The organism is Streptococcus sp. SM5, from assembly GCF_027497975.1.
The window spans coordinates 125,284-137,145 of the sequence record NZ_JAJNSC010000006.1 but is presented as its reverse complement, the minus strand read 5'-3'; the positions used below and the strand labels follow the sequence as shown (position 1 = coordinate 137,145).

Here is an 11,862-nt window from a genome sequence, read left to right as displayed (position 1 = left end):
AACTACCAAGATTGTATCTTGATAGTTATGCTTTGTCAACTCTTAGGCAAGTTCTTCCTCTTCTTGAGTTTCTGTCAATTCTTTTTGCTGACGCCACATTTTATAGAAGACAATTGCTAGGAAGATAACATTGAGTACGATCCCAAAAATAGCAGAACCTTTGGCACCAAGCTCCGCTCCCATACGGATGTTAGGGTCTGTAAAAAGTAAAACCGCATCCTGAACGCCGATAAAGTTGTAGATAGAACCAATGATGGCAACGAAGACATAAGCAAGATAAGTGTAGTTAGCCAATTGGATGTTTTTACGAACAAGGAAAACCAAAGACACAACCACCAGAATAACAGATAAGACAACCAAGAGAATGTTGAAGATAGAATGACCATGCTCCGATACCTTAATGGTGTAAGCAACGAGCTCCTTAGCATAAGTAGCATTAACACCTGATGCTGATGTTTCTAGATTGTTCATACCCTCCGCAGTAGGTACTGGAGATATGATTCCAAATAGTGACATTGCTGAGAGTAAGGCTGAAAAAATCAGTAATACCCATAGATAGATTGGTTTCTTTTTCATGATAGAACCTCCTGATGTTATTATTGATATTATAGCACTTTTTGTAAAGGGATACAAATATTATAGTGTAGTTTCTACCTGTTTTCGGTAGGCTTTTGGCGATTTTCCGCACAATTTTCGGAACACTTTATAGAAATATCCAACATTACTGTAACCAACAGCATAACAAATATCTTCGATGCTGTCACTAGTTGAAAGCAAGAGTTGCTGGGCAGCCTTAATACGTTGTTTGTTTAAAAGCTCTGCGAAGGTCGAATTGGTTTCACGCTTAATCAACTGCCCCAGATAGACAGGATTGATAAAGAGATCCTTACTGATATCCTTGAGGGAAAGTTCTTTCTGATAATCACGCCCAATGACTTCCAACACACTGACCACATTTTCATTCATTCGATATTGCCCAAAGAATCGAGTCAGAGTTTCCTTGATATAAGGAACCAATTCATCGAAGGATTGAATAGCATGAATGGTTTTGACAATGTCCGTCATATCATCAGCTTTGAGATGTTCAAACAAATGAAAGACATCCATGACAAACTGGATAAAAAGCTGTTTGGTAATCGGAACACGCGGCGTATTTTCAAGAACCACCTTCTCCAAAAGGTTCAACTCTTCCACGATTTGATTGAGATTCCCCTGAATGATAACCCTATAAATCGGTTCGTAGTAGGTAAAGAGACTCTCAGACTGTTGTAGATTTACAGAGCCGTAAAAGAGGGCTTTCTCAGCATTCAGCTTCCAGCGTTCAAAGTGTTCTTGATAAGGAGCTTCAAAGGGAGTAACGACTAAACCATCTAGGGGTTGATCAGAAATAAAAATCTGCCAGTCTTGACCCAAGACATAGTAGGGAATGGTGAAGGAACCTTGTTTTTCCTTGGATAGGCCTATCCACCAATTCTCCTTACCTCCTAGATAACTAACAAATCCAGCCTCGTCTAAATCTTGACTGAGGATCTGACTTTTCTTTCCTCTCTCGCCGAGCTGACCTGCAATCTTCTCCAGCAGATTTCCCAACTCTACCTTATCAACAGGTTTGACCAGATAGTCCACCACACTAAGGTTCATTGCTCTTTTTACATAATCAAACTCCTGATAACCTGAGAGCAGGATATAGGCAGCATCTGGTAAGATTTCTTTCATCTCCCGAATCATATCAAGCCCTGTTTTGTCGGGCATATTGACATCGGAAATGACTACATCGACGGGATTTTTCTGAACATATTCTAGGGCTTCATCGGCATGACTGGCTGTTGCGACGACCTCCATATCCCACTTATCAAAAGGAATCAAACGTTTCAGACCTTCTGTCACCATGTACTCATCATCTACTAATAATACTTTATACATTTTCTCCCTTTCTACTCATCTTGAATTGTAATACGATACTGAACACCTGCTTGTTCTGCAGACTCTACACTAATGGCATAGCGGTCCCCAAAATAGAGTACAAAACGCTCATGTACATTGACAATCCCGATAGACTGCCTTTGGGCACTGTAGCTGGCTTGGTGTTCAAAATGTCTCTGCCTTAATTTTTCTCGGATATTTACCAGCTTTTCAGCCGGCATTCCACGGCCGTTATCGACCACTAAAATTTCCACAAAACCATCCTGTTTAAGAGCCTTGATGCTAATCACATTATCTGTCCGTCTGTGGTCAACACCATGGGCGAAATAGTTTTCTACCAGCGGTTGCAAGGTAAACTTAGGAATCTTCATATTCTCTAACTCTGGATCTATCTTGAAACCATAGGCAATGGACTTGGGATAACGAACCATGCAGAGATAGCTGTATTTACGGCAAAATTCTAATTCCTGTTTGAGAAGAGTTTCTCTTTCGTCAGAAATATTGTTACGTAGGAGACTACTAAACTCATAAATGATATCTGCCAACTCATCTTGACTCTGCATAACTGCGTACATACGCAAGAATTCCAGCGTATTATACATAAAATGAGGATTGATTTGAGCCTGCAGGGCTCGCATATTGGCATCTTTTTGACTAAGCTCTAGCTGATAAATATCATGGATATTCTTTTCCAAACGATCCAGCATATCATTGGTCGTCTCTGCGATTAGGAGCAATTCCTGATCCTTTTCAAGCGTATCGATGCGAAGACCTTCTTGCCCTTGGGCAATAGCATGGATGGAATCCACCAAATCCACTACCTGCTTTTGATAATTAGCAAAGGTCTGTCTCAAAGTCAGATAGAGAATGACAATAAATAGAAGGCTCAAACCCACAATCAAAGCAGAGCTAGCCACTGTTTCTTGTAAAACAAAGTTTTTAGGAACTGCCACCTGAACCTGATATCCATGAGAGGTAAAACCGACAAACCAGTTCTCATGTTCCCTATTGACCCTCTCACCAATATGAAAAATCTCCGTATCAAATGGCGACGTCACAGTAACAGCCATCGGAATATGACCTCGAGTATTGTCAATGGCATGATACAAAACTTCTGGATCCAAGGAGATGTAAATCACCCCTATAGATTGATCCGTCGCTGGGTCCAGAACAGGAATTCCAAAACTATTGGTCTCCGGTTTAAAAGCCTCAGCTGGCAAGACATGCCCACTTCTTTTATCCCTTGTTGACACATAAACTTCTTTAAAGTCCTGCAAGACGATTGCAACACCCGTTATATAGTCATTTTGGACATAAAGATCATCAATATTTTCATACAGAGAAATAGAAGTTGACGAAGCCGCTTGATGCTCCAACAGCCAATAAAAATACTCAGAAGTGGATAGGCTAAAGTACTTATAAACCCCTTGTATCCGGTCTTGATTGGCTACTAAATCTTGTGCTAGTTGAGCTGACTCCCGATAATAATACTCTACCTCATCGACTGTTCGAGTAGTTACACGCTGGGCTACTCTTTGAGCTTCCTTTTCCCGTGAATCCCAGTCAGCATAGGAGAGTAAGATTGCAAAACTCGCAATAATAATGATCATAACTGAACTGTAGGTTCTCAGAAGCGTATGTAGCCAAAACTGCTTCATTCTATTTTGTCGCCAATTTTTCATGGATACTTTCATAGACCGGTTCCAACATATCACTGATAAAGAAATGCCACATCCCAATTCCTACAAAGAAAAGTAGGGCAGGCATATAGTAACCAATTGCCACAAGTAGCACTGTCCCAAGGAGAACCTTGGCCACAGCTGCTAAGCTCATAAAGATGCCAATCAAGGATAGTTTGAGACTATTTCGATAGGACAAATCAAAATAAACTTGTAATTTCAAAGATACTGTATAAGCCAAAAAGATCAGGGCAACTACTAGGACATTCAAAAAGGTCGCAATCAAATGAATAATAGTCTGATGAGGCAATTGCACCAAGAGATACAGGCCATAGACCAAAACTAGATCCACCCCTAAAAAGCTATAGAAAATCAGGTTGCTTGAGACGAAATTTTGCTTATAAAGAGACCACGCCTCCTTCAAACTGTATTCCCGAAAGCTATAACCATGTTCTGCATATAGACTCATCAAGGTGGCACTAGCCGGCGCTAGACCAAGGATAATCCCTCCTGCCAATGTTAATAGCCAAAAGAAGGCTGTCGCAATCATTCCTAAAAAGAAACGATTAAAGACAAAGTCTAAAAATCTCCCCATGATATCCTCCTAAAAATAACTATGAAACTATTATATCATATTTCAAGCGTTTTCAAAAACTTCTAGTATCCATTTACAATCCCACCAAACCGTGGTACAATGAGAATTGTGAAAAAATTATCAGGAGACAATTCATGAAAAAATCTATCTTAACTACACTTCTTTTTGCAGTTCTTTACTTCCTCTGCATGGGGATTGGTGTCCTTTTGGGCAATCTCTTTGACCAAGCTGGAAACATGTTTTATGCGCCTGCCTTTACTGCCCTTGTCGGCGGTAGCGTCTATATGACTCTAATCGCAAAAGTTCCACGTTTTGGAGCCATTACCACTATCGGCCTTGTCATTGCTCTCTTTTTCTTGGGAACTAAACACGGTGCCGGTGCCTTCCTTCCTGGAATTATCTGTGGCCTCCTAGCAGATGGAGTAGCTCTTTTAGGAAAATATAAAGATCAAACAAAGAACTTCCTTTCTTTTATTCTCTTTGCCTTTAGCACATCAGGACCAATCCTACTTATGTGGATTGCGCCCAAAACCTATATGGCAACCCTTCTAGCAAGAGGAAAATCCCAAGAATATATCGACCGTATCATGGTCGCGCTAAATCCTGGAACCGTCCTTCTATTTATCGCAAGTATTGTCATCGGAGCCCTAGTGGGTGCCTTGATTGGACAAGCCTTGAGTAAAAAATTGGCACAGAAAATCTGATTACTAAAAAAGAGCCACACGGCTCTTTTTTATTTATGACTCAATTTTTTGGTCAAGAAGTCTCCCAAGAATTGGATTGCAAAGATAATCAAAATGATAATGATGGTTGCCAAGATGGTCACATCGTGATTGTAGCGGTTAAATCCATAAGCGATGGCTACGTTACCGATACCACCAGCTCCAACCGCACCGGCCATGGCTGTTTCACCAACAAGTGAAATCAAGGTCACAGTCGTCACACGGATCAAATCTGGAAGACCTTCTGATAGGTAAACACCTACGATATCCCAGAATGTCGCTCCGCTAGCTTGAGCTGCCTCAATGACACCGCCATCCAGTTCAGCCAAGACCACCTGCACCTGACGGGCAAAGAAGGCAAAGACTGCAAAAGAAAGTGGGACAAGGGCTGCATTTGGCCCGATACTTGTCTTCACAATCAAGTGAGAAAGGGGAGACAAGATTGCCAAGAGGATGATGAAAGGAACCGCACGGAAAATAGAGGTAATCTTATCTAAAATCCAGAAAACGACCTTATTCTCCAAAACACCACCTGGCGCTGTCAAGACAAGGAAGAGACCTGCAACAAGCCCCAAGAAACCTCCGATGACGAAGGAAAGAACTGTCATATAAAGGGTTAGGTAGATGGCTGTTCCCCAGCCTGCCTGACCAGCCCAGCCCATTTTATAGACATTTGGCAAATAGGTTTGAATCAATGATTCCATCTTACTGTCCTCCCTTCAATACTTTTAGTTGTACGCCTGCTTGACGAATGGCTTCTTGGGCGCCTGCTAGCGCTGCTTTTTCACCTGACAAGACCACAACTAATTCTCCAACAGGAGTGCCATCAAGAATTTCGATATTTCCATAAAGGATATTAGCCGTTACTTGATAATGCTTGTACAATTCATTCAAAAGTGGCTCGTCTGTTGAAGCACCCGCATACTTGAGTTGCACCAAGAGACTGTTTTCAGACAAATGTTCCACGATTTCCTGCTTCTCAATCTTAACCATGGCTTCATCAATGCCAGTGGCTGTTGAGATAAAGTCCTGGGTCAAAGGTTGTTTAGGGTCTGAGAAGATTTCAAGAACACTGCCCTCTTCAATCAAATGCCCATCCTGCATAACTGCCACACGGTTGGCAATGTCTTTGACAATCTGCATTTCATGCGTAATCAAGACAACCGTCAAGCCTAATTTTTGGTTCAAATCTTGCAACAAGGCCAAAATCTGCTTGGTTGTCTTCGGATCAAGAGCAGAAGTTGACTCATCTGAAATCAAGATTTTTGGATCATTTGCCAAGGCACGTGCAATGGCCACACGCTGTTTTTGCCCTCCAGATAGTTGTGAAGGGTAGTTTTCAGCACGGTCTGCCAAGCCAACCAAGTCCAACAACTTGGCTACTTTAGCCTTCTTTTCTTCCTTGCTAAGTCCAGAGTGTTTGAGGGCGAAGGCTACATTCTCCTCTGCTGTCTTTTGGCTCATGAGGTTAAAATGCTGGAAAATCATTCCGATATCTTGACGTTTACGACGCAACTGCTCAGCCGTCAAGGTCACCTTGCCATCAAAAATCACATCGTCGTCAATGGTAATTTTCCCTGCAGATGGTTTTTGCAAGAGATTAATCACCCGTACAAGGGTTGATTTCCCTGCTCCAGAATATCCAACGATTCCGTAGATATCCCCTTCTTGAATGTGAATGGTCACATCCTTGACCGCTGTGATGGTTCTCTTCTTTTGGTGAAAAGTCACATCGATCTGATCTAACTTGATAATATCTCTACTCATAGCTTCTAATCAGCTCCTCTACTAATTCAATATGGGTGTAGTAATCGGCGATTCGCACATTTTCATCTCCACCGTGGTCTCGGCTGTTGGCATTTCCTAGACCGAAGGCCACCATTGGCACCTCTAGGGCATCAAAGACCGTATGCATAGGCCCTGTCCCCGCTGTCGTCGGCAAGACTGAAACGCCCTGTGGATAGAATTTCTTGGCCAACTCGATCATATTGAGAATGGCTGGCGCGCTCATATCGCTTCGATAGCTCATCTCTCCCAAGGTATAGTATAATTCTACCTTATCAAAGCCATTTTTGTCTAGCTGTTTCCGAATTTTTTCCAGAACATCATGCGGTTCTAGACCAGGAACCAAACGAACCTCTAGCTTAGCACTGGCTTCTGCTGGCAAAATCGTTTTAACCCCTTGTCCTTGGTAACCTGACTGAATCCCTTCGATATTAAGGGCTGGCTCGAAAAAGAAACGTTTCAGAAAGGCTGCGCGGTCCTCTTGTAAAAGGGGCAATTCCAAACCATAAATCTGGCTGATTTCCCCTGGATTTCGTTGGGCATAGGTACCCACCAAGGCCAATTCACGTTCATTTGGCTCTTGTACTTCTTCGTACAAGCCTTCAACCAAGATACGGCCATCAGCAGCACGAAGAGACTGTAGAGCTTGAAGGAGGTACCAGGGAGCTGATTCTACAACCCCACCATAACTAGAATGGATATCGACATCAGCGCTTTTTACCTTGGCATCAAAGGTCACAATCCCCTTATTTCCACCAGAAATTTCTAGCTGTTCCAAGGCATTTTTGGTCCCTTGTTCCCAGACCAATAAATCCGCACCACGGAGTTTATCAGCGTGCTTTTCCAGATACTTATCTAGGTCTGTCGAAGCTGATTCCTCCGCTCCCTCCATGATAAAACTGATATTGACAGGCAGATCATCATGGTGCTGCATATACTTTCTCAAAGCACTCAAACGAGCTGTAATATGGCCCTTGTCATCGTCAACCCCACGCCCATACATGAAACCATTGCGGACCGAAAGCGTAAAGGGATCCTCTGTCCAGACCTGATCCCCATCCGCTGGCACAGTGTCATAGTGGTTATAGAAAATCAGGGTTTTGGCATCTGGACGCGAACTCTTGAAATGCGCCATGACAAAGGGCGCCATATAAGTCTCATCAATCTCCACTTCAGCCCCAACACGTTTGAAAATCTCACCCAGATAGTTTGCGACTTCCTTAAGTCCAACCTGCTGGGCAAAGACTGATTTCTTAGAAATCAAGGTACGCAAAACCTCAAAATAATGCTGGGCCACATGATCTTTTTCAAATTTTTCAATCTGTTCTTGTTCGCTAGGAAAAACCATATTCTCTCTACCTTTCTATGAACTACTCTTCCTGACAATCCATGCTTTATACAAAAGCAAGAGGTGGAATTTTCTCTCCCACCTCCCTGTTTCTTATTACCAAACTGGTTGATCCAAACCGTCTGATGTTTCTTCGATAACTTTTTTCACTTCATCTGTATGGTAAGCTGCGATTACTTTCTTGATAGCATCAGCTTTTGGTGATGATTCCCAATCTTTTTTCGCAACGATGATGTTGTACCATTGTTTTGAATTTTCATCAGCTTGTTCTTTGAAAAGTGCTTTCTTGTAGTCCAATTTTGCTTCTGTAACGAAGGTATTGTTTACAACGGCAGCGTCAACTGATGACAATGAACGAGCTGTTTGGCTAGCGTCCAATTCAGTGATTTTCAAGTTCTTTGGATTTTCTTTGATGTTAGCAACTGTTGCAAGGGCAGTTCCTGAAACGTCCAATTTAATCAAGCCAGCTGATTGAAGCAAGTAAAGCGCACGGCTTTCGTTTGTAGCATCGTTCGGTACAGCGATTTCTCCGTTTGCTGGGATGTCTTCTACTTTAGTGTACTTGTTGTCACTTCCATTCAAACCTGAGTAAAGGCGGATTGGAGAGATGTAAGTATCTGCAATCGCTACAAGGTCTTTCCCGTTTTCTTTGTTCCAGTTGTTCAAGAAGTTATAGTGTTGGAAAGCGTTCAAGTCTACTTCGCCATCAGCAGTTGCCTTGTTTGGTTGTGAGTAGTCTGTGAACTCTGTAAATTCCAAAGTGATACCGTCTTTTTTAACCAATTCTTGGATTTTGTCCCAACGTTTTTCTTCAGAACCGCTACGGTTAACAGTTGCGATTTTGATAGTTGTTGCATTGTCTGCTTTCTTTTCTGAATTTCCGCAAGCTGCAAGAGCCAAACCTGCGACTGTAGCAAGAGCTGCTACACCAAGCCATTTTTTGATTTTCATGATTCTTTCTCCTTAAAAATAATACCGTACTAGTATCTCACAATTTGTTTGATTTCACAAATTGTTATTAGATAGTCAGATATATAGTTTAAAACTATATCCTTAAAAACTGAGAAATCATCCACCTGATCAGAATGGATGATTTCAAAAAATTATTTAATATCAGCTTCTGCTGGTAGGTAAGTGTCGCCGAAGAATTGTTTAGACAATTTTTCAAGAGTTCCGTCTTTGTAGAGTTCTTGGATACGTTTGTCTACAAATGTTTTCAACTCATCTTGACCTTTAGCAAGAAGTGGGTAAACATAAGGTTGTTGGTCGCTTGGAAGTTCGATCACTTTCAAGTTGTCCAAACCTTGGTCCTTGATGACTGTTTCAACACCGATTTTATCAAAAATCTTGTAGTCAAACTGGCCATCGCTCAAGCGTCCCATGATTTGTTGGAAGTCTGCTTTAGTATACTTTAGGACAGTTGGATTATCTGAATGTTGTTTGTTGTAGTCTTCTAGCTGTTTAGCAGAAGTTGTCCCTTGAACAACTTCTGTTGATTTTCCACCGATATCATCAAGCGATTTGATGCTAGGGTCATCTTTTTTCACTACAAGAACGTTAGGGTTTTTAGCAGTTGGAGCTGCATAAAGGTATTTTTCAGCACGTTCTTTAGTGTAGCTGATGTTGCTAACAGCCATATTGTAACGGTCGGCATCAAGTCCTGCAAAGACTCCTGACCACTCTGTCTTCTCAAACTTGACATCATACTTGTCAGAGTCTTTAAAGATAGCGCGAACCACTTCAATTTCGTAACCAGTCAATTCGCCATTTTCTTCATAGTTGAATGGTTTTGGTGTAGCATTAGTTGCAACGATAATTTCTTTCTTGCTAGCTGCTTCTCCTTCTTTCTTAGCACCACCTGAGCAAGCTGCTAACACACCTGCAGCAACAAGCCCTAGGGCAGCAAGAGATGAGTATTTAACGATTTTTTTCATGTCATTTCCTCCAAAATAGAATACCTTATTATCTTATCAGAAAAAAAGTAATTATGCCATTATATAATATTTATCTCTGTGATAGATTTTCTTTATGGGTAATTTATACTCAATGAAAATCAAAGAGCAAACTAGGAAGCTAGCCGCAAGCTGTACTTGAGTACGGTAAGGCGACGCTGACGTGGTTTGAATTTGATTTTCGAAGAGTATTAAAAGACCAAACGCAAGACTGCAATTAAGACCACTCCAAAGAGAACTGTTCCGACTAGATTGCGGTAGCGAAAGGCTACCCAAGCCGTTGGAAAGACTGCTAAGAAGTCCAGCCATTTGATTTGAGGAAGACTCCCAACCTTGCCTGTCACTACGCTTGAAAGAATCAAGGCAAAGATAATAGAAACGGGCAAGAACTTCAAAAAACGCTCAACGATTGCAGGCAGGCCCTTATACTTGACCAAGATGAAGGGAATCATACGGGGAATCCAGGTCACCAAACCAGAGAAAATAACTGCTAATAAAAGATACTTACTGACCATCTAAAACCACCCCCATTGTACAACCTAGCAAGGTCGCAAACAGAACAGCTAGTGATTGAGACACCACTGTTAAGAGTAAAAAGAAGGACACCGCAACAACTGCTAGGATAATCAGCAGATTGCGGACAGGAATCCGTCTTTGCATAATCTGGAATTGCGAAGCAAAAATACCAATAAACATCCCAACCAGGGCAAAATCTAAACCAAAGATTTCTGGATTTGGCAGTAGGCCACCCAGAGCCGTTCCGACTACTGTCCCCACAAACCAAGCCACATAGCTATTGAGATTGTTTCCGTGCATCCACATAGGATTGACCTTGTCTGTATGGGCCAATTCGCCCATCAAAACGCCATAGGTTTCATCTGTCAAAAGGCTAGACATACCGATATTTTGCCAGAGACTAGTATGACGAAAATAGGTCGACGCATGCAAACTCAACAAAAAGAGACGCAAATTAATCAAAAAGACCGTCATAGCAATAGCTGCTACAGGCGCTTGAACCGCAATCAAGGCCAACATAGCAAACTGGGCACTCCCAGCATAAACAAAGAGGCTCATCAAGCCCATCTCAACAGGTGTCACATAGGGCGCACCGATAATCCCACAGGCAAGGCCAATACTGACATAACCAAGGGCTGTTGGCATAGCTGCCTGCGCCCCCTCCCAAAATCCTTTTTCTTTCATATTTCTCCTCATATTGTCTTAATAAATGGGCTGAAAAGGCTCCAGCCATAGCATGGACTATTATAACACATTCAGGAAAGAGAAAAAAGTCTGCTGATTGTAATCAGACAGACTCCATTTTATTCTTATTTAATCTTGAAGAATTGAACAATTGCCACAATACCTTGATAAATAAAGACAAAGGCAATGGTGTAACTAATATAGAGACCGGTCATCAATGGGTATCCCATCATGATTAAACCTGCTACGATTCCTAAAATCCCCATCCAAACTAGAGGGGTACCTACCGATTTATCCGTCTTACGAACCTTGAAACCAACGATAGTTTTTGTAATACCATTTGTCAAGGCCCATAAAGAAATGATAAATGGTACAAATGTTACCATTTCAATAAAGCTACCTGAGAATAAGTTAAGAGCGAGGATGAGGGTAACAATTCCTCCAAATAAATTCCAGCCATGCTTTTCTTCTGATTTGAAGTATTGTACAATCTCAGAAATCCCTTGAACTGCAAATACAAGTGCAAACAAGAAAGTCATGGAAGCCAAGCTAATAAGAGGATGTGCAAACATATTAAAACCTGCAAAAACTGCAAAAATACCCGCAATTAGTAACAACCATTTCCAAATTTTCGACATTATTTTTCTCCTTTTTTAGA

At 41.6% G+C, this 11,862-nt stretch carries 13 protein-coding genes; 1 reads left to right on the top strand and 12 read right to left on the bottom strand.

Features of this window, described 5'->3' with window-relative positions:
• Positions 1-42: 42 nt before the first annotated feature.
• Genes PAN07_RS06490 through PAN07_RS06475 form a run of 4 tightly spaced genes read right to left on the bottom strand, consistent with a single transcriptional unit; the run spans position 43 to position 4,197 of the window.
• The gene (locus PAN07_RS06490; protein WP_247933476.1) at positions 43-576 is read right to left on the bottom strand and encodes an ABC transporter permease; all 534 of its coding nucleotides are present in this window, start codon (positions 574-576) and stop codon (positions 43-45) included.
• A 60-nt stretch (positions 577-636) separates the two neighbouring features.
• On the bottom strand, positions 637-1,923 hold the full coding sequence (locus PAN07_RS06485; RefSeq protein WP_269797507.1) for a response regulator transcription factor: 1,287 nt from the start codon (positions 1,921-1,923) through the stop codon (positions 637-639).
• A gap of 11 nt (positions 1,924-1,934) precedes the next feature.
• On the bottom strand, positions 1,935-3,605 hold the full coding sequence (locus PAN07_RS06480) for a sensor histidine kinase (RefSeq protein ID WP_346658448.1): 1,671 nt from the start codon (positions 3,603-3,605) through the stop codon (positions 1,935-1,937).
• Entirely contained in the window at positions 3,583-4,197 is a 615-nt protein-coding gene (locus tag PAN07_RS06475; RefSeq protein ID WP_000532348.1) for a YesL family protein, read from the bottom strand. The genes PAN07_RS06480 and PAN07_RS06475 overlap by 23 nt, the downstream gene beginning before the upstream one ends.
• Positions 4,198-4,331: 134 nt before the next feature.
• Between PAN07_RS06475 and PAN07_RS06470 the strand changes: the two genes are divergently transcribed.
• Positions 4,332-4,901, top strand: coding sequence for an MptD family putative ECF transporter S component (locus PAN07_RS06470; protein WP_269797506.1), 570 nt, complete (start codon positions 4,332-4,334; stop codon positions 4,899-4,901).
• A gap of 29 nt (positions 4,902-4,930) precedes the next feature.
• On the opposite strand, the gene PAN07_RS06465 is transcribed toward PAN07_RS06470, so the two are convergent.
• The 8 genes from PAN07_RS06465 to PAN07_RS06430 all read right to left on the bottom strand — a co-directional run bounded on the left by PAN07_RS06465 (position 4,931) and on the right by PAN07_RS06430 (position 11,842).
• Entirely contained in the window at positions 4,931-5,623 is a 693-nt protein-coding gene (locus PAN07_RS06465; RefSeq protein WP_049546857.1) for a methionine ABC transporter permease, read from the bottom strand.
• A gap of 1 nt (position 5,624) precedes the next feature.
• On the bottom strand, positions 5,625-6,686 hold the full coding sequence (locus tag PAN07_RS06460; RefSeq protein WP_000085666.1) for a methionine ABC transporter ATP-binding protein: 1,062 nt from the start codon (positions 6,684-6,686) through the stop codon (positions 5,625-5,627).
• A complete protein-coding gene (locus PAN07_RS06455) occupies positions 6,679-8,052 on the bottom strand; it encodes a M20/M25/M40 family metallo-hydrolase (RefSeq protein WP_084862726.1) in 1,374 nt (457 codons plus the stop codon). Before PAN07_RS06455 ends, PAN07_RS06460 begins: the two co-directional genes overlap by 8 nt.
• 96 nt (positions 8,053-8,148) lie before the next feature.
• Positions 8,149-9,003 carry a MetQ/NlpA family ABC transporter substrate-binding protein gene (locus tag PAN07_RS06450; protein ID WP_070482468.1) on the bottom strand — a complete coding sequence of 285 codons (855 nt, stop codon included), beginning with the start codon at positions 9,001-9,003 and terminating at the stop codon, positions 8,149-8,151.
• A gap of 152 nt (positions 9,004-9,155) precedes the next feature.
• Positions 9,156-9,986: an amino acid ABC transporter substrate-binding protein gene (locus PAN07_RS06445; RefSeq protein ID WP_004254995.1), complete on the bottom strand. Its 831-nt coding sequence runs from the start codon at positions 9,984-9,986 to the stop codon at positions 9,156-9,158.
• A 209-nt stretch (positions 9,987-10,195) separates the two neighbouring features.
• Positions 10,196-10,519, bottom strand: coding sequence for an AzlD domain-containing protein (locus PAN07_RS06440; protein WP_000253936.1), 324 nt, complete (start codon positions 10,517-10,519; stop codon positions 10,196-10,198).
• A complete protein-coding gene (locus tag PAN07_RS06435) occupies positions 10,509-11,204 on the bottom strand; it encodes an AzlC family ABC transporter permease (protein WP_000659743.1) in 696 nt (231 codons plus the stop codon). Before PAN07_RS06435 ends, PAN07_RS06440 begins: the two co-directional genes overlap by 11 nt.
• A gap of 125 nt (positions 11,205-11,329) precedes the next feature.
• Positions 11,330-11,842 carry a DUF308 domain-containing protein gene (locus PAN07_RS06430; RefSeq protein WP_269797505.1) on the bottom strand — a complete coding sequence of 171 codons (513 nt, stop codon included), beginning with the start codon at positions 11,840-11,842 and terminating at the stop codon, positions 11,330-11,332.
• Positions 11,843-11,862: the final 20 nt, after the last annotated feature.

Coding starts and splice junctions, on each gene's coding strand:
- PAN07_RS06440 (WP_000253936.1), bottom strand. CDS start 10,519: ATGGTCAGTAAGTATCTTTTATTAGCAGTTATTTTCTCTGGTTTGGTG.
- PAN07_RS06455 (WP_084862726.1), bottom strand. CDS start 8,052: ATGGTTTTTCCTAGCGAACAAGAACAGATTGAAAAATTTGAAAAAGAT.
- PAN07_RS06485 (WP_269797507.1), bottom strand. CDS start 1,923: ATGTATAAAGTATTATTAGTAGATGATGAGTACATGGTGACAGAAGGT.
- PAN07_RS06430 (WP_269797505.1), bottom strand. CDS start 11,842: ATGTCGAAAATTTGGAAATGGTTGTTACTAATTGCGGGTATTTTTGCA.
- PAN07_RS06460 (WP_000085666.1), bottom strand. CDS start 6,686: ATGAGTAGAGATATTATCAAGTTAGATCAGATCGATGTGACTTTTCAC.
- PAN07_RS06465 (WP_049546857.1), bottom strand. CDS start 5,623: ATGGAATCATTGATTCAAACCTATTTGCCAAATGTCTATAAAATGGGC.
- PAN07_RS06490 (WP_247933476.1), bottom strand. CDS start 576: ATGAAAAAGAAACCAATCTATCTATGGGTATTACTGATTTTTTCAGCC.
- PAN07_RS06480 (WP_346658448.1), bottom strand. CDS start 3,605: ATGAAAAATTGGCGACAAAATAGAATGAAGCAGTTTTGGCTACATACG.
- PAN07_RS06435 (WP_000659743.1), bottom strand. CDS start 11,204: ATGAAAGAAAAAGGATTTTGGGAGGGGGCGCAGGCAGCTATGCCAACA.
- PAN07_RS06445 (WP_004254995.1), bottom strand. CDS start 9,986: ATGAAAAAAATCGTTAAATACTCATCTCTTGCTGCCCTAGGGCTTGTT.
- PAN07_RS06450 (WP_070482468.1), bottom strand. CDS start 9,003: ATGAAAATCAAAAAATGGCTTGGTGTAGCAGCTCTTGCTACAGTCGCA.
- PAN07_RS06475 (WP_000532348.1), bottom strand. CDS start 4,197: ATGGGGAGATTTTTAGACTTTGTCTTTAATCGTTTCTTTTTAGGAATG.
- PAN07_RS06470 (WP_269797506.1), top strand. CDS start 4,332: ATGAAAAAATCTATCTTAACTACACTTCTTTTTGCAGTTCTTTACTTC.